Below are 22,948 nucleotides of genomic sequence, written 5' to 3' on the forward strand. Positions count from 1 at the left end.
GAGAAAGTAACCACCGATGAAGTTTCCTACGGTCTCCGGGAGAGACACACAGGGGCGTCGACTGACGCTTCCCGACGACTTGCACGGCGAGCAGACGCTCGTCGTCGTTAGCTTTCATCAACGACAACGGTCGCTCGTCAACTCGTGGCGACAGTTCGCATCCGAGCTGTGCGAGCGGTTCGACCACTTCGGGTATTACGAGCTTACCGTCTGCGGCAAGGGCGGAATGCTCCCGCCACAATCGATGGGCGGAATGTCGCCCGCCAGCGCCCGCCAGCGCACACACGACAATACGGTCTTCCTCTCGGTCGACAAGCAGGCGTTCCGACGCCGCCTCGGGATCCTCGGCGAACAGACGATCTACGCGTTTCTGCTCGAAGACGACGACGTGGTTCGCCAGGCCGCCGGCGTACTCACGCCGAAGACCGGCGAGGCGCTGGAGTCGCTTCTTCAGTCGTATCGCGACGAGAAGCACCGCCAGCCGAACGGATCCGAGAGCGCCGGCGAGTCGTCGAGCTGATCGTATTGTTTTTCTGGCTGACGGGCGCGCTCCGTCAGAGCTGTAGTTCGATCGGGTGTTCGGTCAGGTTCTCGTAGCCGTCCTCGGTGACGACGACGAGATCTTCGATCCGAACGCCGCCGACTGCTGGGTCGTACAGCCCTGGCTCGATCGTGATGACGTGGCCCGGCCGCAGTTCGCCGCCGTCGGGCGAGACCCGCGGCAGCTCGTGTACGTCGAGGCCGACGCCGTGTCCCGTCGAGTGGATGAAGCCCGTTTCGGTCGTCGGGTCCGAACGGAGCGTCGGCAGGCCCGCGTCCTCGTAGACGTCGCAGGCGGCGTCGTGGACGGCTGCGCCGGTCACGCCCGCCTCGACGGCGTCGAGAGCGGCGTCGAGCGCCTCGTGAGTCAACTCGAACCACTCGCGGACGGTCTCGGTCGGTTCGCCCTTCACGAACGTCCGCGTCATATCGGCGTGGTACTTCGTCGCCTTCGAGCGGGGGAAGATGTCGACGATGATCGGCTCGTTCGGCCGCAGCGGACCGCTCCCGCGATCGTGCGGGTCTGCGGCGTCCACGCCGCAGGCGACGATAGTCTCGTCGAGCGCGCAGCCGTGGCGGAGCAGCGTGACCTCGATCTCCTCTTTGACACGCTCGCTGGTCAGGACCGCACCGTTGTAGCGGAGGATCTGGTGGTCGCCGTCGGTCGTGTCGGCGTCTACCTCGTCCGACTGGACGATCGAGGCGTCTTCGAGCAGATCTGCTGCCGCCCGCATCGCCGCTTCGTTGGCCTGCTGGGCCGTGCGGATGTGTTCGATCTCCTCGGGCGTCTTTCGCGCGCGGATATCCGTCACGACGTCCTCGGTTTCGGGCGCGACCGCGACGCCGCGCTCGCGGAGATGGTCGGCGGGGCCGAGTGGGAACCGCTCCGGGGTGGCGACGCTGTCGACGCCGAGGTCGTCGAGCCACGCGGCGACGACGCGCGCCTTCGCCTCGCCTGCACCGTGCTCGGCGGCGAGCGCGCGGTAGTCGTAGTCGGCGAGGCGCGACACGTCGTCGGCTCGGCTCTCTTTCTTGGCGCGACCGTACTCCAGCGCAGAGACGAGCAGCGCCGTCCTCTCGGGCGTGTAGACGGTCACGAACGGGTCGGGTGCGTCGAATCCCGAGAGGTAGCGCTGCGTCGAGTCCGAGCTGTCGGCGTCGACGAGGTAGCCGTCGTGTCCGTCGGCGTCGAGATAGGCGTCGAGTTGCGAGAGATCGGGGTCCATAGCCGTTCGGTGGGACGCGGTCGGATAAAGAACCACGCTTCAGACGTCTTTCGGCGCCGACTCGATCCTCGACCGCCCTCCCTGATCGCCCTCGTGCGCCGGGTTCGGACCACAACCGTATTACGGGCGCGCCGCGGTCGTTCGACTATGGCTGTCGAGAACGTCATCTGGCCGCGCTACCTCGACGCGTCCGTCTCTCGTGAGGACGGACGACGGGTTCCGCTCGACGACGCCGTCGAGGATCCGACGGTCGACGAGATCGCGCAGGCCGTCCAGCAGATCGGCTACGACGCCGTCATCGAACGCGACGTAACGCACCCCCGCGAGTGGGACGCCCGGGGGCGCGTGCTCGTGAAAGGCGCCGAGGATTCGACGAAGAACGACCTCGTGCAGGCGGTCGCCGCCTACGTCGGGATCCTCCGGGGCTGAGATGCAGCGCCTCGGCACCGTCTCTCGAATGGCACAGAACCTCCTCATCGTCCGCTGCGACGACGCCGACCACCCCGACATCGGCGCGGAGGCCGTCGACGAGTCGCTCTCGACGGTCGGCCGCGTCGTCGACGTCTTCGGCCCGGTCACTCGGCCCTACGTTGCCGTCACGCCCGCGAGCGACGTGTCTCCGGCGTCGGTCGTCGGCAAGCGGTTGTACGCGCGCTGAGCGCGGTCGCGCCGCACCGCCGAAGCCCGAAACACAATTCCCATAGTGCGTCGGCCGCAAATCAGAGCGTATGCGAAGACGCGTCGCCGCCGGCGTCGGGTTCGCCGCCCTGCTGTTCTTGCTCGTGCAACTCGGCGCGCTGGCGCTCGTGCCGACGTTCTACGAACAGGGGTATCAGACCGTCGAGGACCCCTCTGATCCGACGAACAGTCTGCTCTACATCGGCGCGATCCTCGTCGCGACGGCGGCGATGCTCGCGGCGTTCAAATTCGACCTCGACTGGCTCGTCCAGGGGTTCGTCGTCCTCGCCGCCGCGTCGCTGGCGTGGTACGTCTTCTCGGTGTTCCTCTCGCCGCTGGCCGCGATCGGCGCGTCGCTCGTCCTCGCGGCGCTTCTGGTCGTCCACCCCGAGTGGTACGTCATCGACGCCGCGGGCGTCCTGATGGGGGCGGGCGCGGCGGGCCTGTTCGGGATCAGTTTCGGACTCTTGCCGGCTATCGTCTTGCTCTCGATCCTCGCCGTCTACGACGCCATCAGCGTCTACGGCACCGAACATATGCTCGATTTGGCGGAGGGCGTGATGGATCTAAACCTCCCGGTCGTCCTGGTCGTCCCCACGACGCTCTCGTACTCGCTTTTAGACGCGAAAACGGCGGTCGACGATGGTGACGAACAGTCGGCGACGTACACCGACGGGGCGGGCGCGGAGACTGCTGAGACGGCGTCCGAAGGCGATACCGAGTCCGAGAGCGACGAGTCCGACGAAGCACCGATGGCTGCCGAGGAGACTCCTGCGGATGAAGACGTGGTCCCGGCAGATGAAGACGACGTCCGCGATGCTTTCTTCATCGGCCTCGGGGACGCCGTGATGCCCACGGTGATCATCGCCAGCGCGGCGTTCTTCCTCCCGGCGTCGCTCGCACCGTCGCTCGGCGTCCCCGGACTGCCGGCGCTCAATCTCCCGGCACTGACGGCGATGGTCGGGACGTTCGCCGGCCTGTTCACGCTGCTGGGGATGGTGCTGAAAGGTCGCGCCCACGCCGGACTCCCGCTGCTGAACGGCGGAGCTATCGGCGGCTACCTCGTCGGTGCGCTCGCTACCGGCGTCCCGCTCCTGACGGCGCTCGGGCTCTAAAACTCGCGTCGCCTCACGACTCAGTCGCCGTCGGCTTCCGCTTCTGCTCCTTCGCGTACGTGCACCGCCATCCCTGTCTGGAAGTCCGCCATCGCGTCGGCGGAGAGTTCCGCGCGGCCGACCGCGATGACGGTGTCGTCGTCGAGGACGACAGCGACCTCGTCGCCCGGTCGGACCGCCGGATCGACGTCGCGGACGAACTTCGCGAAGGCGTTCTTGCCGTCGCGGACGAACGGCTCGCTCTCCTCGCCGACCACGACGCGGGCGGTCGGCCGGTCGAGCGCGTCGACGAGTCGTCGCCCGCCGGCGACGCCGAGAGTGAACCGACCGTCGGTTCCGTAGGAGACGACGCGGCCGTCCGCCGAGACGATCTGTCGCGGCCGGCCGCTCGTCGACCGGCGAATCGTCAACGACTCGCTGCCGTCGTCCGGAAACAGCGCCCGGCCCGCGCCCGCACCGAACTGGTAGTCGGCGATCGTCCGCAGTTCCGCGAGCGTCTTCTCGCGGTTCGCGTCAGTCATACCCGGTCGTTCCGGGCCGACCGTCAAGACACTCGCGGTCCACGTCCGAGGAGAAGACGTCCGGGTTCTGGTTCCGGCGAGTGGCCGCCCGGGGCCTGATACTGTCGGACAGAACGATGTGAAAAGTATCGGCACCCCGTGGGTGCCAGAATGATTCACGGACTGCTGTCCAACAGTATGAGCGCGGTTCTTCGCACACGGAACGATCTGCCGTTTTTCGCTCCTGTGTGCCGTTCCTCACACCTGTGCGTGACTCTCGCACACTCACTGCGACTCGAAAACGTATATATACCGGTGGGAACTGGGATTGTGGTATGGCTGTCAACGTGCGACTGGTCGCGGTCGGGGCACTGCTCCTCGTCGCGAGCAGTGGCCTCCTCTTCGAGACGGGCGTCAGCAACCTCCTCGCTGCCGCCGTCGCCGCGATCGCCGTCGCTGGCTCGGCGCTCGCGTTCCTCCGTGCGGGTACGGGCGACGCTCGTGCCGCCTGAAACGACGCCGCCACCCGACAGACGTCGCCTCCGATACCGCGCTTACAGCAGGAACGTCTCTTTTCGCTCCGAGAGGTCGAGGAACGTGTCCGCAGCCTCGATCAGTTCTTCGGCCGTCGACTCCTCGAAGGCCATCACCTCGACGCGGACGCCCTCGTGACGCAGGTGCGAACATAGCCTGGAGAAGTCGCCGTCGCCCGTACAGAGGACGACCGTGTCGACGTGGTTCGCGAGCGTGACGGCGTCGAGACTCATCCCGACGTCCCAGTCGGCCTTCTTCGAGCCGTCGCCGAACGTCTTGATCTCCTTGATCTTCGGCTCGAAGCCGATGTCGACGAGCGCGTCGAAGAAGCTCTCCTCTTCGGGCGCGTCCGCGCGGATGACGTACGCGATCGCGCGGGTGAGGTCGCGTCCGGCGACGCCCTTCTCCAACAGCGCGGAGTAATCGATGTTCCGCGAGTAGAGGCTCTGGGCCGTGTGATAGAGGTTCTGGGCGTCTGCGAGCATCGCCACCCGCTGACTCGGGTGAATTTCGGTCATACAGTCTCTGGGGAGGCCACACTACATGAATGTCCGGTCCCGTCGGTCCCGGTAGTGCGGCGGATCTGCGCCCGACGGCGAAACGTATATTATGCGGGAGGGATGTCTGTGAACTGTGACGCGCGCCACGACGCCTGCGACGGATTCGCCCCGTTCGCCAGCGGTACGTGGCCTTCTTTTCACCGGTAAAAAACGCGCGCCTTGACGCTCTAGGCGGGAGTGGCATCCCCGTCTTTGGCGACCCCACGACCGGGCGCGCATCGACGGTCGGCCGACGACCAACCGATACACCCTACCGACTGCGACTCGCAGTACCCCCTACCAACGATGACACAGATCGACTTCACCGGCGTGTTCCCCGCGATGACCACGCCGTTCACCGACGACGGACGGATCGACCACGAAACGCTCGCCGCCGACGCCCAGCGCCTCGAAGCCGCCGGCGTCGCCGGCCTCGTGCCCGCCGGATCGACCGGCGAGAGCGCGACGCTGACGCACGACGAACACATCGAGGTCGTCGAGACGGTCGTCGAAGCCGTCGACGACGTCCCCGTCATCGCCGGCTCCGGCTCGAACTCGACCCACGAGGCGCTCGACCTCTCACAGCGCGCTGCCGACGCCGGCGCTGACGGACTGCTCCTCATCTCGCCGTACTACAACAAGCCCGAACAGGCAGGCCTCCGCGAGCACTTCCTCGCGATCGCCGACGCGGTCGATCTCCCGCAGATCGTCTACAACGTGCCGAGCCGCACGGGCCAGAACATCGAACCCGAGACGGTCGCTGCGCTGGCTTCACACGAGAACATCACGGCGTACAAGGCCGCGAGCGGCGACATCAGTCAGATTTCCGAGGTCATCGAGTACACACGCGACGAAGACCTGTCGGTGCTCGCGGGCGACGACGCGCTGACGCTGCCGATCTGTTCGCTCGGCGGCCGCGGCGTCATCTCCGTCGCCGGCAACGTCGAACCCGAGCGGATGGTCGACCTCGTCGACGCCGCGCTCGAAGACGAGATGGACCGCGCCCGCGAACTTCACTTCGAGCTCTCGCCGCTGTTCCGACAGCTCTTCGTCGAGACGAATCCCATCCCGGTCAAGGCCGCGATGGAGATTCGCGGCTACGCTCCCGGGAAGCTCCGCTCGCCGCTCACGGACCTCTCCGCGGAGCCGCGCGCGGAACTCGAAGAAATCCTCGCGGATCTCGAAGCCGACGCGGAGCAGCGCGAGCAGACGGAGGCAGTATAGATGAGCGGCGGTCTCCGCGTCGCGATCACGGGCGCGAGCGGCCGGATGGGCGGCGAACTACTCGCCGCCGCTGCCGACCGCGACGACGTCGAGTTCGTCCTCGCCGCGACTCAATCGCCCGGGGCATTCCCCAGCGGTGACGTCCCGGCTGCCGACACCGTCGTCGACGATACTGAACTCGATGGGGCGCTTGCCGAACACGACGTCGACGTCCTCGTCGACTTCACGGTCCCGGGCGCGAGCGTCGAATACCTCCGCACGGCCGCGGCGAACGACGTCGCGGTCGTCGTCGGGACGACCGGCTACAGCGAACTCCAGCGGACCGAACTCGGCGAGGTCGCCGAAGCCGTCCCCTTCCTGAAGGCCTCGAACTTCTCTCGCGGCGTGGCGGCGCTCCGACGGGCCGTCAGGGAGGCCGTCGCGGCGCTCCCCGGCTACGACATCGAACTGACGGAGACCCACCACAACGGCAAGCGCGACGCGCCCTCCGGCACGGCGCTGTCGATCCTCGACGACGTCGACGAGGTCCGCGGCGGCGACGCCGACCGCGTCAACGGCCGCGTCGGCGAACAGCCGCGAGAGGGCGAGGAGATCGGCGTCCACGCCCGCCGCGCGGGCGACGTCACGGGCGAGCACGAGGTCCTTCTGGCCGGCAACGACGAGGTACTCGAACTGACTCATCGGGCCGGTTCGCGCGGCATCTTCGCCGCCGGCGCGCTCGACGCGGCAGCCTGGCTCGCCGGACGCGACGCCGGCCGCTACGATTTCGACGAAGTCTTAGATGCCGACAGTGACGAGAGTGACACAGGAGCACACTGACAATGGGACTCGAATCCGACGTGACGGACCTGTGGCAGCGCTACCAGGACGACGAACTCTCCGCCGACACCGCGGGCTCTGCGATCGAGTCGACGCTCAACGCCTTCCTCGAAGCCCTCGAAACGGGTGACGTGCGAGCGGCCGAACAGGTGGGCGAGAGCGGCCCCGACGGCTGGGTCGTCAACGAGTGGGTCAAGCAGGGCATTCTCCTGAACTTCGGCCTGCGGGAGACGCTCCCCCGCGAGTACGGCGACGTCACGTACTACGACGTCCTGCCGCTGCGTTCGACCACCGACCTCGGCGGGCGCGGCACCCGCAACACGCCCGACGGGACGGCGATCCGCCGCGGTGCGTACCTCGGCTCGGACTGCATTATGATGTCGCCGTCGTTCGTCAACATCGGCGCGTACGTCGGCGACGGGACGCTTGTCGACTCCTGCGACACCGTTGGTTCCTGCGCCCAACTGGGCGAGAACGTCAAACTCGGCGCGAACACGCTCATCGGCGGCGTGCTCGAACCGGTCGAGGACGCGCCCGTGATCATCGAGGACGGCGTCTCGCTGGGTGCAGGCTGTCGCGTCACCTCGGGCTTCCACGTCGGCGAGAACACGGTCGTCGGCGAGAACACGCTTCTCAGCCCCCGGATTCCGGTCTACGACCTCGTCGAGGAGGAAGTCATCTACGGCCACCTGCCGTCGAACCGCCGCGCGTTCACGCGCTACGTCGAGTCCTCGCTCGGCGATCACGACCTCTTCGAGTCCGGCGCGTACAAGCCGGCGGTCGTCGCGCTCGACATCGAAGACGACACGCTCGATAAGACCCGTCGCGAGGAGGCGCTTCGGGAATGAGCGAGGGCGGCGACGGCGGGCCGGCGGTTCGCCGCCTCGACGAGTGGGACGAGGAGACGCTCGTCGCGCTCGCCGAGGAGTACGAGACCCCGCTCTACGTCGTCGACCTCCGTAGAGTCGAAGCGAACTGCACCCGACTTCTGGACGCGTTCCCCGGCGCCGACGTCCGGTACGCCGCGAAGGCCCACACCGGCCAGTCCGTGCTTCGAACCGTCCGCGAGGCCGGCCTCGACGTCGAGTGCGCGTCCGCCGGCGAGGTCGAACGCGCTTTCGAGGCCGGATTCACTGGCGATCGAATCCAGTACACGGCGGTCAATCCGCCCGCCCGCGACCTCGATCTGGTCGTCGAGCGCTGGCGCGAACATCCCGGGCTGACGATCACCGTCGGCGCGGCCGACACCGTCGACCGCCTCCGCGACCGCGGCTTCGACGGCCGCCTCTGCATCCGCGCGAATCCGGGCGTCGGCGCGGGCCACCACGAGAAGGTTCAGACCGGTGCGAACGCGAAGTTCGGCATTCCGATCGAACGCGTTTCCGACCTCGCGGAACCGTGGGCCGCCGAGTTCGACCTCGTCGGCGTCCACGCCCACGCGGGAAGCGGCATCTCCGGCGAGGACCTCTCGGAGCACCGCGAGTTGGTCCGCCGGATGGGAGATCTCACCCGCGACGTCGAATCCCGCGTCGGTTCCCTGGAGTTCGTCGACGTCGGCGGCGGTTTCGGCGTGCCGTACCGCGACGACGAACCGCCGCTGGATCTCGACGCCGTCGCCGACGCGACGCGTGAGGCGCTCGGCGAGGTCGACGCGACGCTCGCAGTCGAACCCGGACGCTACGTCGTCGCCGACGCCGGCGTGCTCCTCACGCGGGTCAACACGGTCAAGGAGGCTCGCGACGCTACCGTCGCCGGCGTCGACGCCGGGATGACGACGCTGCTCCGGCCGGCGATGTACGACGCGTACCACGAAATCCGCAATCTCTCTGCATCTGCCGACGCCGAACCGATGCCCGTCACCGTAGCGGGACCTATTTGTGAGTCGGCGGACGTACTGTGCGAGCACAGACCGCTCTCGCGGCCCAGACGGGGGCACCTCCTCGCCGTGGGTAACGCGGGCGCGTACGGATACGAGATGTCGAGCACCTACAACTCTCGACCCCGACCGGCGGAAGTCGCCCTCTCTGAGACGACGGTCCGACTCGCCCGGCGACGGGAAACCCTGACTGACCTCACCGAACTAGAACAATGAGCGTACTGCACGACCACGTACCAGTAGAGAAGTACCACGGCACCGGCAACGACTTCATCGTCGTCGACGCCGTCGAATCGATTCCCGACCGCCCGGCGTTCGCCACGACTCACTGCGACCGCGAGACCGGCGTGACACACGACGACTCGCCGCGCACCGGCGCGGACGGCGTTCTCTTTCTCGCACTCGAAGACCGGTACTCGCCGCCGCGCATCGTGATGACGCTCGTCCAACCGGACGGCTCCGTCGCCGCGATGTGTGGCAACGGTGCCCGCGTTGCCGCCGCCTGGGGCGCCGAACAGACCGGCTCGGACGTGCTGATGATCGACACGCCCGCTGGGACCCGCCGCGCGGATGTCGACGGTGACCACGTCACCATCGAGATGGGGGAACCCACCTTCGCTCCTCGTGACGTGCCGCTGGATCGCGACGCCGAACTCGTCGAAGAAGACGTCGAAGGCCTCACCGTCACCGCGGTGAACACCGGCGTCCCCCACGCGGTCGCGGTCGTCGACGATGTCGACGACGTGGACCTCGAAGCCGTCGCACCGGACGTCCGCCACGCGGACGTCTTCCCGGAGGGAGCCAACGTCACGCTCGCCTCCCGCGTCGAGGGCGACGAGGGCAACCCCCACTTCCGACAGCGGACCTACGAGCGCGGCGTCGAGGGCGAGACCCAGTCCTGCGGGACCGGTGCCGTCGCTGTCGCTGCGGTCGCAAAGCGCCTCGGCCTCGTCGACGGCAGCGCACCCGTGACCGTCAGCCCGCCGGGCGGCGACCTGGAGATCACCGTGCCGGACGACGGACCGGCAACGCTCGCCGGCCCCGCCGAGCGGGAGTTCGCGAGCGAACTCGACGTCGTCGTGCGCTCGGCGTAGATGGCCGACGACGACTTCGATCCCGTCGCGTTCCTCGAAGACGCCGTTCCGATAGCCTCCAACGAGAGCGTCGAGGAGATGCGCGCGCTCCTCGTCGAGACGCTCGAAGCCCACGGCCTCGACGCCCGCGTCGACGACGCGGGCAACACGCTCGCTGCGAAGGGCGCCACCGAATCCGACGCGGACACGCATCTCGTCTTCAACACCCACATCGACACCGTCTCGCCACACGTGCCGTTCGAGCGCGAGGAGGCGGACGGCGAGACGACCCGCATCCACGGCCGCGGCTCCTGCGACGCGAAGGGGCCGCTCGCAGCTATTCTCGCCGCGTTCTTCGCTGTCGACCCACGCGAGGACGCCCGCGTGACGCTCGCAGTAACGCCCGACGAGGAGAAACTCTCGACGGGCGCGGCCGCGCTGGATCTCGACGCCGACTGCTACGTCGTCGGCGAACCGACCGATCTGGACGTCTGCACCGCCGCGAAGGGGCGTTTCCAGGGAACGCTCACGCTCATCGGCTCGGCCGCGCACGCCGCCGAACCGACGTCGGGCGTGAACGCCATCGCCGGACTGGAAGCCGCACTCACGGTGATTCGACAGTTCGACGACGGGCGCGACCCGCATCCGCAACTCGGCGCGGCGACGCTGACGCCGACGACCGTGTCGGGCGGCGACGCGACGAACCAGATCCCGGCGCACTGTGAACTCGTTCTCGACCGCCGGAGCGTCCCGCCGGAGACGGCCGAAGAGTTCCGAACGGGACTCGAAACGGCCGTTCGTGCCGCCGTCGCCGACGATGTCGGCGTCGACTTCTCGCTCACGGACCGCCCGACGCCGTTTCTGGAAGCGTTCGCGACCGACGAAGAGCACGCCCTCGTGCAGACACTCGCGGCCGCGTCGGGGCGGGCCGGCGGATCCGGGACCGTCCGCCCGTTCACGGCCGCGACCGAGGCGTCGTACTTCTCGCCCGCTCCCGTGGTCGTCTTCGGTCCGGGCGTTCTCGCCGACGACGAGGGGGCCGTCGCCCACGCCGAGCGCGAGTACGTCGACGTCGACGACGTCGAGCGCGCGGCCGCTGCGCTCACCGACGCGACGCGGCAACTCGTCGGCTGATCGGCCGAGCGGCCGGTCTAGTGGGGCGGAACGAGCCGCTCCGTCGGCGCTCAAGCGACGATTTAAGCATTCCCCGCCTACTTGGCCGCCACACTCGTCTCCCCGAGTGGGTATGATCGATAGCCCTCCAACAGATCGTATCGCACAGATCGCAAGCGAGATCGAGCACAGCGTACCAGCGGCACGTTCGTTCGTCTCGCTCGCGCTCGTCGCCACGCTCGTACTCTCGGCGGCCGCCGTTCCCGCGACCGCACAGGCGGACGAGGAGCCGTTTCAACTCGAGACGGAGTCGGTCTCGTCGACGGCGGAGGTGACGATCGCCGGAACGACGACGCTCGATCCGGGTACCGAACTGCAGATCCGCGTCCAGTCCGCGGGCGAGACTGACCCGCAGTTCCTCAAGACGCAAGCGGCGACCGTCGGTGAGGATGGGTCTTGGAACGCGACTTTCGACCTCTCGGCGGTCGAGACGCACGACTCGATCACAATTACTGTGGCAGGGCCGGACGGGAACCAGACTGCTGACTTCGACGTCCCGATCCGGAACGATCAGTCGACGCCGACCGAATCCCGCTCGGGTACGTCGACGCCCGGATTCGGCGTCGCCGGCGCCGTCGCCGGCGTTCTCGGCAGCGCGGCCGTGCTCAGGCGGCGTCGCGGTCGCTGACCGTCTCCTCGATTCGCGCGCTACTTCGACCGATCGTAACTGCCATACTCGCCCGGCCTGTTCTTCGGACTATGTACGAGGCGGTTCACGCCCACCCGGACGGACAGAGCACGGCCGCACGCTTCGCGACGACGGCCGAGCGCTACGGGTACGAGGGCGTGATCGTCCGCGCTGACGACGCCGACCCCGACTACGAACGTCTCCGTGAGGACCTCGCGGCCGACGTCGTCGACGCCGCCGAGATCGTCGCTGCCGACCCTCAACACGCCAGCGGCGCGGTCGGGAACGCGCGCACAAAGCACACGCTCGTGTTCGTCTGCGGCGGGACGAACGCGTTGAATCGCTTCGCTGTCGAGCAGGACCGCGTCGACGTGCTCACGCGGCCGTTCGAGGGGGCAGACGGGAGCGGTGACGGCGACTTCAACCACGTGCTCGCGAAGGCCGCCAGCGAGCACAGCGTCTGGATCGAAGTGAACCTCGCGCCTGTCCTCAGAAATCGAGGCGGCCACCGCGTTCAGCACCTCGAGAAACTCCGTCGACTGAAGCGGCTCGTCGACCACTACGACGCCCCCTACGTCGTCAGCGCGAATCCGCAATCGCATCTGCAGCTCCGCGCGCCCCGGGGGCTCGCCGCGCTCGGTGCGGAGATCGGCCTCGGAGAAGAGTGGACACGCGAGGGGCTCGACGCGTGGGGACGGCTGATCGCCCGGAACCGTGAGCGACTCTCCGAGTCGTTCATTGCCCCGGGCGTCGAACGTGGCCGATATGAAGAAGACGATTGACGAACACGCCGCGCGCTTCTCGGCGGTCGCCGACTCGTACGACGACGAGTCGGACTCTGCAGAGTACCTCGCGTGTGCGGATTTAGTCGTCGAACACGCCGCTCCCGGTCCCGACGACGTGGTCCTCGACCTCGGGACGGGCACCGGGGCGATCGCGCTCGCGCTGGCACCGAACGCGAAGCGCGTGATCGGCCGCGACATCAGCGAGGGGATGCTGGCTGAGGCGCGCGCGAAGGCCGGCGACGCGGGCCTGGAAAACGTCGAGTTCGGCGAGGGCCGCTTCCGCGACCCCAACTACGACGGTCCGGTGGACGTCGTCACCTCGAACTTCGCGATGCATCACCTCTCCGACGCGGAGAAACGGGAGGCGATCGCCGCCATCGCCGACCTGGATCCGCGGCGCTTCGTGCTCGGCGACCTGATGTTCTTCGGAGCGCCCGACCCCGACGAGCCCTTCTACAGCCCCGAGGTCGACGACCCCGCGACCGTCGGGACGCTCGTCGACGCGCTGACTGACGAGGGGTTCGTCCTCACGGCCGTCGAGCGCGTCCACGAGCAGGTCGGCGTCCTCGTCGCCGAACGGTTCGGCGACGCGAGCGAACGCGTCAGCGTCGCGGACGCGGACGCTACCACAGACGGCGCGGAGTGAACCGCCCGTGAAGCACCTACCGAAACACCTCCAGCCGCGCTGGCGGTATCTGGCCGTCGAGATCGAGACCTGGCCCGACGCGGAGTTCGAACGCGGGGCATTCCAGCGGGACCTCTGGTACGCGGCACAGAACCTCTACGGCGACGTCGGGAGCGCGGAGACGGATCTGACGGTGCTCTCGTTCGACCTCGATGGCGGCGACGGCGAGACGATCGTGCGGGCGTATCGGGGCACGGAAGACCGCGCCCGGGCAGCGCTCGCGACCGTCGACGCGGTCGACGGCACCCCCGTCGGCCTCCGTGTTCGCGGAATTTCGGGCACTGTTCGTGCCTGTGAGGAAAGGTATTTGAACGGCCGGACCGGACGTGGAAAACAGAGAGACGTCGTGTTCGAGAACGAACCCCACCCTGCCGTCGTCCGCGGGACGCGCGTCGACGTCGAGGGGACCGACGGGTTCGCGGGCGCGACGCGGCTCGATTTCGAGTGATACTATGCAGGGACAAGCCCAACAGCAGGCATACGATCGTGGGATCACGATTTTCTCGCCCGACGGTCGTCTCTATCAGGTGGAGTACGCGCGGGAAGCAGTCAAGCGAGGGACCGCGAGCGTCGGGGTCCGGACGCCCGAGGGAGTCGTCCTCGCGGCCGACAAGCGTTCTCGCTCTCCGCTGATGGAGCCGACGAGCGTCGAGAAGATCCACAAGGCCGACGACCACGCCGGCATCGCCTCGGCGGGCCACGTCGCGGACGCGCGACAGCTCATCGACTTCGCGCGCCGTCAGGCGCAGGTCAACCGCCTCCGCTACGGCGAAGCCGTCGGCATCGAGACGCTGACGAAGAACGTCACCGACCACATCCAGCAGTACACGCAGGTCGGCGGCGCCCGTCCGTTCGGCGTCGCGCTGCTCATCGGCGGCATCGAGAACGGCTCGCCGCGCCTTTACGAGACGGACCCCTCCGGGACGCCCTACGAGTGGAAGGCCGTCTCGATCGGTGCGGACCGTGGGGACATCCAGGAGCACCTCGAAGAGAACTACGAGGACGAGATGACGCTCGACGAGGGCGTCGGCCTGGCGCTTCGCGCGATCGCCGCTGCGAACGATGACGAACTCACGGCCGCGGGCGTCGACGTCGCGACCGTTTCCGCCGAGTCCGAGGCGTTCGTCGAACTCGAAAACGACGAAATCGAACCGTACATCGTCGAGAACGACCTCGAACCGGCCGAAGAAGACGAAGACGACGAAGCCGACGAATAACGGCGTCGGACCGCGGTACTTCTCCGCTTTCGCGACCTGTCTATAGTAGCGTCGTTCCAGTCAACGACTGTACCCGTTCGCAAATCCCGCCAGTCGGACCGTTTTGCAGCTATTCGGGACACGCGGGTTCGGGACACACGCGGCTACCGAGCGCGCGAACGAGCGACGATGGAGTGCAGAAACGAGCCGCGTTCAGTACTCTTCGTACGCGAGATTCATCAGCCACTGCGAGAAGGCGTCGCTGTTGTGGTTGACCTCCTCCTCGCCGATGAACGGCGAGAGCATATCGCCCGCCATCAGGAGCGAAAAGTCGAGGTCCCGCGCGGCCGGTTCCAGATGGTAGGTGTTGTGTCCCTCATAGACCGTCTCCTCGCGTTCGATCAGGCCGAGCGACGCGAGTCGTTCGGCGATCCGGCTGCCCTTCCGCGAGGAGATGTCGAGTTCCTTCCAGAAGTCGCTCTGGTGGATCCCACCCGTCTCTCGGATGAGTTCCAGCGCTTCGCGTTCGTCGTCCGAGAGATCGGCTTCGGCGGCTGCGCTCATACTCCGACCGACGCCCGCGACTCGTTTAAATTTGACCTTCGACCCGGTCGAAGGCGGTGTCGCAGGGGGCCCCGTCGGCGAACTGGAACTCGGCGTCGCCGTCGGCCGAGAGCGTGATCAGCGACGAGGACCGCGTCCCGAAGTCCCGGTCCGACTCGTGGACGCAGACGCCGTACTCGTGGGTTCCGAGAACCTCCTTCGCGCGGTCGAGCCAGGCGGACGCGGAGTCCCACTTCCGCGAGTCCAACTCCGTTCGGACCTGCTGGGCGTTGTGCGCCTGGATTGCCCCCACCTCGGGCCGCCACTCGGGCTCGACGAACTCGCCGTCGATGCCGACGTTGACGACGACGTGGACGCCGGGCGTCAGTCTTCGAACGTTCAGTTCACCGTCCCACTCGAAGAAGTAGGCTCGGGGGTCGTCCCCACCGCGCTCGGCTACGACGAGGTGAAATCCGTCGTACGTGTCCGCGGCGACGGCGTGTTCGATCGCCTCGCGTGCATCGACGGCGCTCTCGGCGCGCAGCGCGTCGCGAACGAGCAGTCCGCGGGAGCGCTCTCCACCGTCGGGCACGTCGACCCAGCGGTTCGTGAGGCCGACGAAGACGCCGTGTTCGTTGTAGCCGATCCACGTCCCGCCGGCGACCGCGTCCCGCGGCGCGACGAACGACGGGTCGCCGTCGACGACGGCCGGCGGTTCGGACTCTCGATCCAGCAGTTCGTCACGGTTCGCCGCGACGACGACGGGCGCGTCCTCGAATGCGCGCCAGGCGAGCGTCAGTGTACACACGCTCGCCCCTTGGAACGAGGGAGAGATATACTCTCTGCCGGCGCGCCCTTAGCGTATCGCAGGCGACGGCCCACCGCTCCCGCACGGCGACAACCGGGGGACCGTTCAAGAGGGTGCCGTCCGAACGGCGAGACGCGATGTACGATCACATTCTCGTTCCCACCGACGGCAGCGACGGGACCGCACAAGCGCTCGACCACGCACTCGACATCGCAGCGACGCGAGAGGCGAAAATCCACGCGCTCTCGGTGGTCGATCGGCGGCTCTATCTGGCCGCCGGCCAGGAACAAAAGCCCGACCTGAAGGCGACGATGGAGGAAGACGCCCACGAGGCGGTCGAAGAAGTCGCCGAGGCTGCGGCGGAGGCTGGCGTCGAGTGTACGACGACCGTCCGCGACGGTATTCCGTACCGCGCGATTCTGGATTACGCCGCCGAGAGCGAGGTCGACCTGATCGTGATGGGGACGCACGGCCGCTCCGGGCGAGACAAACTCGCGAATCTCGGCAGCGTCACCGAGCGCGTCGTCGAGAACACCGACGTGCCGATCCTCGTCGTCCGGATGGATTCGGAGTAGGGAGTCGCTCCGAGCCGATCTCCGCGGCAGCCCGTTTCAGACCGATTTTACTTCGCTTGGTCAGCGTGCCGGAAGTCCCGTGAGACTCGCACCGCTCGTCTCACTGACTTTCGACACTCCTTCGCTTCGCTCAGTCGTGTCGAAAGCACCGCCGCCCGGTGAAGACCATCGGAATCCCGCGCTCGTCGCAGGCCTCGATGACGTCCTCGTCGTTGACGGAGCCACCGGGCTGGATGACGGCCGACACGCCCGCATCGGCGGCCTCCTCGACGCCGTCGGGGAACGGGAAGAAGGCGTCAGACGCCATCACGGCCCCGTCGGCGTCCTTGCCCTCGGCGTGCTCGTCGGCCTTCATCGCGGCCAGTCGGACGGCGTCGACGCGGGAGACCTGACCCATCCCGACGCCGACGGTCTCGGTGCCGTCCGCGAAGACGATGCCGTTCGATTTGACGTGCTTCAGCACCTTCCAGGCGAACAGCATCGTCTCCAGTTGCTCCTCGGTCGGTTCGGTCTCGGTGACGACTTCGATGTCCTCGCGATCGGGCGCCCACAGGTCGCGCTCCTGGACGAGGCGGCCGCCGACGAGCGGCTTTTCGGTGAGGCTGTCGGTCCGGTCGTCGAGCGGGCCGACGTCGAGGACGCGGAGGTTCTCCTTCTCGGTGAGGACGTCGAGTGCGGCGTCGGTGTAACTCGGCGCGACCACGACTTCCTTGAACGAGTCGACGATCTCTTCGGCGGTCGCGGCGTCGCATTCGCGGTTGAGCGCGACGATGCCGCCGAAGGCGCTCATCGGGTCCGTCGCGAGCGCGTCGGCGTAGGCGTCTGCGAGGGTGTCCGCGGTCGCACAGCCTGCGGGATTCGTGTGCTTGATCACCGCGGCCGCGGGTTCGTCGAACTCCTTGATCAGGTTCAGCGCGGCGTCGGCGTCGTTGTAGTTGTTGTACGACAGGCCCTTCGCGCCCTCGTTCAACTGCGGGGCGTCGACGACGCTCGCCTCGTCGACGGCGGCGTCAGCGTAGACCGCGGCGTCCTGGTGGGGGTTCTCGCCGTAGCGCAGTTCGGCGACGCGGTCGTCGGAGACGACGCGGCGCTCGGGGAACTCGCCGCCGTCGTCGCCGTCGACGGTCACGGACAGTTCGTCGCCCCCGCTCTCGACGTGGAGGCGACCCTCCGCGAACCAGCGGACTGCGCGCGGGTACGCCGTGAACTCCGCGTCGTGGAGGACGCGCGTCTTCAGCGAGTCGGTGTCGTCGTCGGCGTAGACCGGCACCGACTCCTGAGTGACGACCGGCCCGGCGTCGACCTCGTCGGTGACGACGTGGACGGTACAGCCGGTCACGCTGACGCCGGCGTCGAGCACTTGCTCGTGGGCGTCCATTCCGGGGAACGACGGGAGCAGCGACGGGTGGACGTTGAGCGTCGTCGGCGCGGCGTCGAGGAACGTCTCGGTGAGGACGCGCATATAGCCGTCCAGACAGACGAGGTCGAAGTCGTAACTCGACAGCGCGTCGAGGACGCGCTCCTCGTGTGTCTCGCGGGATTCGTCGTCGTCGCGCTCGACGACTTCCGTGGGGATGCCGCGCTCGGAGGCGGCGTCGAGGACGGGCGCGCCCTCGTGGTTCGCCACGACGACGGCGAGTTCCGCGCCGCCGGGGCGTCGATCGTCGATGTGCAGGAGGTTTCGTCCCCGATTGCTCGCCAGGCCGGCAATCTTGGTCATACTCGTGGGGCCTCGCGCAGATAGTAAGTCAGTTGCGGTCTCGCCGACGCCGATGTACACAATTGCGGATAGGTGCGTCCGAAAACCGGTCTGTAACCCCGAGAAATATGCACGGGAGTGGGATATTCATCGACACGCTTTTTTAGCGCACTGCGGAGACTCAGCGTATGGACGACCTCTCCCGTTCCGACCCGCTCGCGGCAGTCTCGCCGCTCGACGGGCGATACGCCGGCCGAACCGCGCCGCTCGTGCCCTACGCCAGCGAAGCGGCGCTGATGCGAGCGCGGCTCCGCGTCGAGGTGGAGTACCTCCTCGCGCTGGCGGATCTGGACGCCACGTCGCTCTCGCTGACCGACGAGGAGCGCGCCGACCTCCGCGCCGTCGTCGACGACTTCGGCGCCGACGACGCGGACCTCATCAAGCGCCTGGAGACCGAAGGCGCCGAGGGGTACAGCGCGACCAACCACGACGTGAAGGCCGTCGAGTACTTCCTGCGCACGAAGACCGACGAGCGCGTCCACCCGTGGATCCACTTCGGGCTCACTTCCGAGGACGTGAACAACCTCGCGCAGCGACTGCTCGTCAAGCCCGCCGTCGAAGACGTGTTGCTGCCGGCGCTGACGGCCGTCCGCGACGAACTGGTCGACCTCGCCCACGAGTACCGGGACACGCCGATGCTCGCGCGAACGCACGGACAGCCCGCGACGCCGACCACCTTCGGCAAGGAGATGGCCGTCTACGCCGCGCGCCTGGGGACGACGATGGGACGCGTCGTCGACGCCGCGGACGACCTCTCGGGCAAACTCGCCGGCGCCTCCGGCACGTACGCGGCGCACGTCGCTGCCTACCCCGACGTCGACTGGCGCGCGTTCTCCCGCTCGTTCGTCACCGGTCTCGGTCTCGACCACACCGCGCTCACGACGCAGGTGAACCCCTGCGACGACCTCGCGTCCGTCTTCGATGCGCTTCGGGGCGTGAACAACGTCCTCTGTGACCTCGACCGCGACATCTGGCTCTACGTCTCAGACCGCTACCTCGGACAGGAGGCCGCCGAAGGCGAGACGGGGTCGTCGACGATGCCGCACAAGGTGAACCCGATCGACTTCGAGAACTCCGAGGGAAACCTCTCGAAGGCCAACGCTGACCTGACGTTCCTCGCCGACTACGTCACGACCTCGCGCCTCCAGCGCGACCTCTCGGACTCGACGGTGAAACGCAACATCGGCGCGGCGTTCGCGCACTGTCTGATCGGCTACGGAAAGACCGAGGCGGGACTCGGAAAAGTCGTGCCCAACGAGACGGTGATGCGCGAGGAACTCGACGCCCATCCCGAACTGATCGGTGAGGCCGTTCAGACGATCCTCCGGCGCGAGGGCGACACGGAGGCCTACGAGCGTGTCAAGGAACTCACGCGCGGCCGCGACGTGACACTCGAAGACTTCCGCGACCTCTTCGACGACCTCGACGTCGACGACGACGTCCGCGCGGAACTGCGCGCGCTCTCGCCGGCCGAGTACGTCGGCGTCGGCGACGCCCTCGTCGACGATCTGGACGACGACACTGGAGCACAATATTAACTCATAGTGGAATAAATCTTTTACCTGCACCACGCGTTAGCTTGAGGTATGCACGCGATCGCAGTCGAGCGCGGGGCGAACCGTCCGGTCGTCGTCGAAACCGAGCGGCCGGTGCCCGGCGTCGGCGAGGCGCTGGTCCGGACGCTCCGGGTCGGCGTCGACGGGACGGACCACGAGGTCATCGCCGGGGGCCACGGCGACTTCCCGGCGGGCGAGGATCACCTCGTATTGGGCCACGAGGCGGTCGGCGTCGTCGAAGACGCCGGCGACACGCGATTTTCCCGGGGCGACGTGGTCGTCCCCACGGTTCGCCGACCGCCGAACGGGTCGAACCCGTACTTCGCGCGCGGCGAACCGGATATGGCTCCCGAAGGCGCCTACCACGAGCGCGGAATTTCTGGGGCGCACGGATTTATGTCGACGTACTTCACCAGCCCCGAGGCGTATCTGGTCGAGGTTCCGGCGTCGATCGTCGACGTCGGCTTCCTCGTCGAGCCGCTTTCTGTGGCCGAGAAGGCGGTCGAACTCGCGTACGCGTCGCGCTCGTCGTTCACCTGGGAACCGGAGTCGGCGCTCGTCCTCGGCAACGGGAGCCTGGGCCTGCTCACGCTCGCGATGCTCCGCGACCAGTTCGACTTCGACCGGCTCTACTGTCTCGGCCGCCGGGACCGTCCCGACCCGACGATCGACATCATCGAGGGGCTCGGCGCGACCTACGTCGACTCTCGAGAGACACCGCTCGCGGAAGTCCCGGCCGCGCACGAGCCGATGGACCTCGTCTTCGAGGCGACGGGCTACGCGAAGCACGCCTTCGAGACGATCGAGGCGCTCGCGCCCAACGGCGTCGGCGCGCTGCTGGGGGTCCCGGGCTCGTGGGAGTTCGAGATCGACGGCGGGAAACTGCACAGAGAACTCGTGATGCACAACAAAGCGCTCGTCGGGAGCGTCAACTCGAACGTCCGACACTTCGAGTCCGCGGTGGAGACGCTCGCGACGCTCCCGGCGTGGTTCCGTGACGCGGTCGTCACTGGCGTATACGATCTAACCGAGTTCGAGGCGGCCTTCGGCGACGACGACACCACTATAAAAACCGCCGTCCAATTCAGCGCGTATGAAGAACGTCGATGATCTCATCTCGAGTGCGGCCGAACTCGCCGAACGCGGTCTGTCGAAAGGCGAGATCGCCGACGAGCTGAACGTCTCCCGGGAGACGGCCAGTTGGCTGGTCGAACGCAGCGGCTCGAACAACTACGAGCCTGAACCGGTACAACCCGAGGACAACGGCGGCGGCCCCCACGACATCCACGTCGACTGGAGCGCGATCGGCCGCGACTCCCAGCGGCTCACACACATCGGTCGAGCGATGGCCGACCTCCTGGTAAAAGAGGGCGAGGAAGTCGATCTGACGATCGGGATCGAGAAAGCCGGCGCGCCGCTCGCGACGGTTGTCTCGACGGAACTCGACACTGACCTCGGTTCGTACGCCCCGGCGAAGCACCAGTGGGAGGAAGGTGACATCGAAGACCTCGGCGGGTCGTTCTCGCGGAACTTCGCGCAGATCCGCGACCGCGACTGCTACGTCGTCGACGACACCATCACTTCGGGAACGACGATGCGAGAGACCGTCGAGTCGATCCGCGAGGAGGGTGGCAACCCCGTCGCCTGCGTCGTCATCGTCGACAAACAGGGCGTCGAGGACATCGAGGGCGTGCCGGTCTACTCGCTCATCGACGTCGTTCGCGTCGGCAACGAGTAAGAGCGGGTCAGGGCCGCGCTCGCACCGTATCCGCGAGTGTTTAACGGTCGCCGACTCCCGCTCGGACCGTCGAGCGGGACGGCCCGAACTTCGGGCGACGCAATCCATTTCAGGACTGGACGCATACGTCGCTCTATGACGTTCCAGCCCGGTGCGGATATGAGCGACGACGAAGTACGAGCGCGCGTCGACGACGCCATCGAGTCGAACGACGTCGTCCTGTTTATGAAGGGGAACCGGCTGATGCCCCAGTGCGGCTACTCCCAGCGCGCGGTCAATCTCATCTCCCAGTACGTCGACGAGTTCGAGACGATCGACGTGCTCCCCGCCCTCGACCAGTATCGGAGTGCGCTCGAAGATCACAGCGGCTGGGAGACGATCCCCCAAACGTTCGTCGCCGGCGAGTTCGTCGGCGGCAGCGACATCCTCGCAGAGCTCGACGAGCGGGGCGAACTCGAAGCGACGCTCGACGCGTAAGTGACGGAGGCATCGCTGTCGTCCGGGATTGCCCACCCGCACGAATGTGGGTTCCGAGACGCAGTGATTCGTTCGTCCGGAGTTCGAGCCATCAACTACCCTGTGGGTTTCGCGTCTGCTCGCGGACGCCGCCGCGAATCAAAGGGTAGACCCTATAAGGCCCCGGCACCTACCGCTACACAGGTACCGACGTCGCGTCGCGTCCGTTCGTACGGGTACCACCCAAAGTAACTATGTCAGGCCGCGTATACCGACTTCACTCGACACTGGAACTGCCCCTCGAAGAGGTCGAAGAGTACCTGAACGGTGACCCGGAACTGCCGCCCGAGGTCGACGACGTCGAGGTGACCCGTCGGAACAACACGCTCATCCTCAAAGCCGTCGCAGCCGAGGACAATCTGAGCAAGTACACCCCGACGGCACAGTTGAAAGCCAGCATCACAGAGAACCGCGTCTACGAGGAAGAGCCGCCGCGCGCGGGCGCACCGCGCTGGGAGGAAGAAGAAGAGGAGATCCCTTCCGAACTCGTCGAGTTCGCCTGTTTCAAGGGCGACCGCGAAACCGTCCTTCAGAACACGGCGCTGCAGTATCCGATGTTCCTCGTGCTGCGCGAGATCGCGCTGCTCGCCGAGAAGGGCACGCTCACCGCGATCACCGAACTCGATGGCGAGCTCACGGCCCACCGCATCGTCGAAGGCGAAGAGCGCCCGGCGAGCATCGAGGTCGTCGAGAACCCCTCGAAGAGCGAGAACGGTTCTAACGGCGTGAACTGGCGCGACAACAAGTTCATCTCCGACTGAAATCCACCACCGGTCCGCAGCGACTTGTCACCGCCGGATTCTCACCGACTCCCGATCGTCCGATGCTGAACTCCGCGAGCGCCGGCTTCGGGCTCCGTTCC

At 67.3% G+C, this 22,948-nt stretch carries 28 protein-coding genes; 22 read left to right on the plus strand and 6 right to left on the minus strand.

Going from position 1 to position 22,948, the window contains the following annotated elements; genetic code table 11:
- Positions 1-16 precede the first annotated feature (16 nt).
- Positions 17-520 carry a hypothetical protein gene (locus NO347_RS02500; RefSeq protein WP_121568174.1) on the plus strand — a complete coding sequence of 168 codons (504 nt, stop codon included), beginning with the start codon at positions 17-19 and terminating at the stop codon, positions 518-520.
- 34 nt (positions 521-554) lie between these two features.
- On the opposite strand, the gene NO347_RS02505 is transcribed toward NO347_RS02500, so the two are convergent.
- Entirely contained in the window at positions 555-1,766 is a 1,212-nt protein-coding gene (locus NO347_RS02505; RefSeq protein WP_256288118.1) for a M24 family metallopeptidase, read from the minus strand.
- 147 nt (positions 1,767-1,913) lie between these two features.
- Between NO347_RS02505 and srp19 the strand changes: the two genes are divergently transcribed.
- From srp19 to NO347_RS02520, 3 genes are all read left to right on the plus strand, one after another.
- On the plus strand, positions 1,914-2,195 hold the full coding sequence (srp19, locus tag NO347_RS02510) for a signal recognition particle subunit SRP19 (protein WP_121568176.1): 282 nt from the start codon (positions 1,914-1,916) through the stop codon (positions 2,193-2,195).
- A 1-nt stretch (position 2,196) separates the two neighbouring features.
- Entirely contained in the window at positions 2,197-2,424 is a 228-nt protein-coding gene (locus NO347_RS02515; RefSeq protein WP_256288119.1) for an H/ACA ribonucleoprotein complex subunit GAR1, read from the plus strand.
- 70 nt (positions 2,425-2,494) lie between these two features.
- Positions 2,495-3,559 (plus strand): presenilin family intramembrane aspartyl protease PSH, encoded by a 1,065-nt coding sequence (locus NO347_RS02520; protein WP_256288120.1) that lies wholly within the window; start codon positions 2,495-2,497, stop codon positions 3,557-3,559.
- Between the two features lie 20 nt (positions 3,560-3,579).
- Here NO347_RS02520 and NO347_RS02525 read toward each other — a convergent pair whose 3' ends face one another.
- On the minus strand, positions 3,580-4,080 hold the full coding sequence (locus tag NO347_RS02525) for a PUA domain-containing protein (protein WP_256288121.1): 501 nt from the start codon (positions 4,078-4,080) through the stop codon (positions 3,580-3,582).
- A 314-nt stretch (positions 4,081-4,394) separates the two neighbouring features.
- On the opposite strand from NO347_RS02525, the gene NO347_RS02530 reads away from it, so the two are divergent.
- The gene (locus NO347_RS02530) at positions 4,395-4,571 is read left to right on the plus strand and encodes a hypothetical protein (RefSeq protein WP_256288122.1); all 177 of its coding nucleotides are present in this window, start codon (positions 4,395-4,397) and stop codon (positions 4,569-4,571) included.
- Positions 4,572-4,613: 42 nt separating this feature from the next.
- Here NO347_RS02530 and NO347_RS02535 read toward each other — a convergent pair whose 3' ends face one another.
- Positions 4,614-5,111 carry a LabA-like NYN domain-containing protein gene (locus NO347_RS02535; RefSeq protein ID WP_121568180.1) on the minus strand — a complete coding sequence of 166 codons (498 nt, stop codon included), beginning with the start codon at positions 5,109-5,111 and terminating at the stop codon, positions 4,614-4,616.
- A gap of 327 nt (positions 5,112-5,438) precedes the next feature.
- On the opposite strand from NO347_RS02535, the gene dapA reads away from it, so the two are divergent.
- From dapA to psmA, 11 genes are all read left to right on the plus strand, one after another.
- Positions 5,439-6,356 (plus strand): 4-hydroxy-tetrahydrodipicolinate synthase, encoded by a 918-nt coding sequence (dapA, locus tag NO347_RS02540; RefSeq protein WP_256288123.1) that lies wholly within the window; start codon positions 5,439-5,441, stop codon positions 6,354-6,356.
- Positions 6,357-7,175, plus strand: a complete 819-nt coding sequence (gene dapB / locus NO347_RS02545) for a 4-hydroxy-tetrahydrodipicolinate reductase (protein WP_256288124.1) — start codon at positions 6,357-6,359, stop codon at positions 7,173-7,175.
- Positions 7,176-7,177: 2 nt separating this feature from the next.
- Entirely contained in the window at positions 7,178-8,023 is an 846-nt protein-coding gene (locus NO347_RS02550; protein ID WP_256288125.1) for a 2,3,4,5-tetrahydropyridine-2,6-dicarboxylate N-succinyltransferase, read from the plus strand.
- The gene (lysA, locus tag NO347_RS02555) at positions 8,020-9,267 is read left to right on the plus strand and encodes a diaminopimelate decarboxylase (RefSeq protein WP_256288126.1); all 1,248 of its coding nucleotides are present in this window, start codon (positions 8,020-8,022) and stop codon (positions 9,265-9,267) included. The genes NO347_RS02550 and lysA overlap by 4 nt, the downstream gene beginning before the upstream one ends.
- A complete protein-coding gene (gene dapF, locus NO347_RS02560) occupies positions 9,264-10,145 on the plus strand; it encodes a diaminopimelate epimerase (protein ID WP_256288127.1) in 882 nt (293 codons plus the stop codon). Before lysA ends, dapF begins: the two co-directional genes overlap by 4 nt.
- Positions 10,146-11,258, plus strand: a complete 1,113-nt coding sequence (locus NO347_RS02565; protein WP_256288128.1) for a M20 family metallopeptidase — start codon at positions 10,146-10,148, stop codon at positions 11,256-11,258.
- A 112-nt stretch (positions 11,259-11,370) separates the two neighbouring features.
- Positions 11,371-11,925 (plus strand): BGTF surface domain-containing protein, encoded by a 555-nt coding sequence (locus NO347_RS02570; protein ID WP_256288129.1) that lies wholly within the window; start codon positions 11,371-11,373, stop codon positions 11,923-11,925.
- A 71-nt stretch (positions 11,926-11,996) separates the two neighbouring features.
- Positions 11,997-12,707, plus strand: coding sequence for an RNase P subunit p30 family protein (locus tag NO347_RS02575; protein WP_256288130.1), 711 nt, complete (start codon positions 11,997-11,999; stop codon positions 12,705-12,707).
- Positions 12,691-13,356 carry a class I SAM-dependent methyltransferase gene (locus NO347_RS02580; protein ID WP_256288131.1) on the plus strand — a complete coding sequence of 222 codons (666 nt, stop codon included), beginning with the start codon at positions 12,691-12,693 and terminating at the stop codon, positions 13,354-13,356. Before NO347_RS02575 ends, NO347_RS02580 begins: the two co-directional genes overlap by 17 nt.
- A 7-nt stretch (positions 13,357-13,363) precedes the next feature.
- Complete coding sequence (locus NO347_RS02585) at positions 13,364-13,843, plus strand: Rpp14/Pop5 family protein (protein ID WP_256288132.1); 480 nt, start codon at positions 13,364-13,366, stop codon at positions 13,841-13,843.
- A gap of 4 nt (positions 13,844-13,847) precedes the next feature.
- Complete coding sequence (gene psmA, locus NO347_RS02590) at positions 13,848-14,612, plus strand: archaeal proteasome endopeptidase complex subunit alpha (protein ID WP_256288133.1); 765 nt, start codon at positions 13,848-13,850, stop codon at positions 14,610-14,612.
- A 192-nt stretch (positions 14,613-14,804) separates the two neighbouring features.
- On the opposite strand, the gene NO347_RS02595 is transcribed toward psmA, so the two are convergent.
- Both NO347_RS02595 and NO347_RS02600 read right to left on the minus strand, forming a co-directional pair.
- Positions 14,805-15,155 carry a helix-turn-helix transcriptional regulator gene (locus NO347_RS02595; RefSeq protein ID WP_121568192.1) on the minus strand — a complete coding sequence of 117 codons (351 nt, stop codon included), beginning with the start codon at positions 15,153-15,155 and terminating at the stop codon, positions 14,805-14,807.
- A 25-nt stretch (positions 15,156-15,180) separates the two neighbouring features.
- Positions 15,181-15,942, minus strand: a complete 762-nt coding sequence (locus tag NO347_RS02600; protein WP_256288134.1) for an NRDE family protein — start codon at positions 15,940-15,942, stop codon at positions 15,181-15,183.
- A gap of 137 nt (positions 15,943-16,079) precedes the next feature.
- Here NO347_RS02600 and NO347_RS02605 point away from each other — a divergent pair, with 137 nt between their 5' ends.
- Positions 16,080-16,517: a universal stress protein gene (locus NO347_RS02605; RefSeq protein WP_256288135.1), complete on the plus strand. Its 438-nt coding sequence runs from the start codon at positions 16,080-16,082 to the stop codon at positions 16,515-16,517.
- Positions 16,518-16,647: 130 nt separating this feature from the next.
- Here NO347_RS02605 and purH read toward each other — a convergent pair whose 3' ends face one another.
- Positions 16,648-18,237: a bifunctional phosphoribosylaminoimidazolecarboxamide formyltransferase/IMP cyclohydrolase gene (gene purH, locus NO347_RS02610; protein ID WP_256288136.1), complete on the minus strand. Its 1,590-nt coding sequence runs from the start codon at positions 18,235-18,237 to the stop codon at positions 16,648-16,650.
- Positions 18,238-18,404: 167 nt separating this feature from the next.
- Between purH and purB the strand changes: the two genes are divergently transcribed.
- From purB to NO347_RS02635, 5 genes are all read left to right on the plus strand, one after another.
- On the plus strand, positions 18,405-19,814 hold the full coding sequence (gene purB / locus NO347_RS02615) for an adenylosuccinate lyase (RefSeq protein ID WP_256288137.1): 1,410 nt from the start codon (positions 18,405-18,407) through the stop codon (positions 19,812-19,814).
- Positions 19,815-19,862: 48 nt separating this feature from the next.
- Complete coding sequence (locus tag NO347_RS02620; RefSeq protein WP_256288138.1) at positions 19,863-20,942, plus strand: glucose 1-dehydrogenase; 1,080 nt, start codon at positions 19,863-19,865, stop codon at positions 20,940-20,942.
- Entirely contained in the window at positions 20,926-21,570 is a 645-nt protein-coding gene (gene gfcR / locus NO347_RS02625; protein WP_121568198.1) for a transcriptional regulator GfcR, read from the plus strand. Before NO347_RS02620 ends, gfcR begins: the two co-directional genes overlap by 17 nt.
- Before the next feature lie 135 nt (positions 21,571-21,705).
- Entirely contained in the window at positions 21,706-22,047 is a 342-nt protein-coding gene (locus NO347_RS02630; protein WP_121568199.1) for a glutaredoxin family protein, read from the plus strand.
- 233 nt (positions 22,048-22,280) lie between these two features.
- Entirely contained in the window at positions 22,281-22,847 is a 567-nt protein-coding gene (locus tag NO347_RS02635) for a DUF7110 family protein (RefSeq protein ID WP_121568200.1), read from the plus strand.
- Positions 22,848-22,948 lie beyond the last annotated feature (101 nt).

Source organism: Halobellus inordinatus, assembly GCF_024464655.1.
Taxonomy (GTDB): domain Archaea; phylum Halobacteriota; class Halobacteria; order Halobacteriales; family Haloferacaceae; genus Haloquadratum; species Haloquadratum inordinatus.

Coding starts and splice junctions, on each gene's coding strand:
- NO347_RS02500 (WP_121568174.1), top strand. CDS start 17: ATGAAGTTTCCTACGGTCTCCGGGAGAGACACACAGGGGCGTCGACTG.
- NO347_RS02505 (WP_256288118.1), bottom strand. CDS start 1,766: ATGGACCCCGATCTCTCGCAACTCGACGCCTATCTCGACGCCGACGGA.
- srp19 (WP_121568176.1), top strand. CDS start 1,914: ATGGCTGTCGAGAACGTCATCTGGCCGCGCTACCTCGACGCGTCCGTC.
- NO347_RS02515 (WP_256288119.1), top strand. CDS start 2,197: ATGCAGCGCCTCGGCACCGTCTCTCGAATGGCACAGAACCTCCTCATC.
- NO347_RS02520 (WP_256288120.1), top strand. CDS start 2,495: ATGCGAAGACGCGTCGCCGCCGGCGTCGGGTTCGCCGCCCTGCTGTTC.
- NO347_RS02525 (WP_256288121.1), bottom strand. CDS start 4,080: ATGACTGACGCGAACCGCGAGAAGACGCTCGCGGAACTGCGGACGATC.
- NO347_RS02530 (WP_256288122.1), top strand. CDS start 4,395: ATGGCTGTCAACGTGCGACTGGTCGCGGTCGGGGCACTGCTCCTCGTC.
- NO347_RS02535 (WP_121568180.1), bottom strand. CDS start 5,111: ATGACCGAAATTCACCCGAGTCAGCGGGTGGCGATGCTCGCAGACGCC.
- dapA (WP_256288123.1), top strand. CDS start 5,439: ATGACACAGATCGACTTCACCGGCGTGTTCCCCGCGATGACCACGCCG.
- dapB (WP_256288124.1), top strand. CDS start 6,357: ATGAGCGGCGGTCTCCGCGTCGCGATCACGGGCGCGAGCGGCCGGATG.
- NO347_RS02550 (WP_256288125.1), top strand. CDS start 7,178: ATGGGACTCGAATCCGACGTGACGGACCTGTGGCAGCGCTACCAGGAC.
- lysA (WP_256288126.1), top strand. CDS start 8,020: ATGAGCGAGGGCGGCGACGGCGGGCCGGCGGTTCGCCGCCTCGACGAG.
- dapF (WP_256288127.1), top strand. CDS start 9,264: ATGAGCGTACTGCACGACCACGTACCAGTAGAGAAGTACCACGGCACC.
- NO347_RS02565 (WP_256288128.1), top strand. CDS start 10,146: ATGGCCGACGACGACTTCGATCCCGTCGCGTTCCTCGAAGACGCCGTT.
- NO347_RS02570 (WP_256288129.1), top strand. CDS start 11,371: ATGATCGATAGCCCTCCAACAGATCGTATCGCACAGATCGCAAGCGAG.
- NO347_RS02575 (WP_256288130.1), top strand. CDS start 11,997: ATGTACGAGGCGGTTCACGCCCACCCGGACGGACAGAGCACGGCCGCA.
- NO347_RS02580 (WP_256288131.1), top strand. CDS start 12,691: ATGAAGAAGACGATTGACGAACACGCCGCGCGCTTCTCGGCGGTCGCC.
- psmA (WP_256288133.1), top strand. CDS start 13,848: ATGCAGGGACAAGCCCAACAGCAGGCATACGATCGTGGGATCACGATT.
- NO347_RS02595 (WP_121568192.1), bottom strand. CDS start 15,155: ATGAGCGCAGCCGCCGAAGCCGATCTCTCGGACGACGAACGCGAAGCG.
- NO347_RS02605 (WP_256288135.1), top strand. CDS start 16,080: ATGTACGATCACATTCTCGTTCCCACCGACGGCAGCGACGGGACCGCA.
- purH (WP_256288136.1), bottom strand. CDS start 18,237: ATGACCAAGATTGCCGGCCTGGCGAGCAATCGGGGACGAAACCTCCTG.
- purB (WP_256288137.1), top strand. CDS start 18,405: ATGGACGACCTCTCCCGTTCCGACCCGCTCGCGGCAGTCTCGCCGCTC.
- NO347_RS02620 (WP_256288138.1), top strand. CDS start 19,863: ATGCACGCGATCGCAGTCGAGCGCGGGGCGAACCGTCCGGTCGTCGTC.
- gfcR (WP_121568198.1), top strand. CDS start 20,926: ATGAAGAACGTCGATGATCTCATCTCGAGTGCGGCCGAACTCGCCGAA.
- NO347_RS02630 (WP_121568199.1), top strand. CDS start 21,706: ATGACGTTCCAGCCCGGTGCGGATATGAGCGACGACGAAGTACGAGCG.
- NO347_RS02635 (WP_121568200.1), top strand. CDS start 22,281: ATGTCAGGCCGCGTATACCGACTTCACTCGACACTGGAACTGCCCCTC.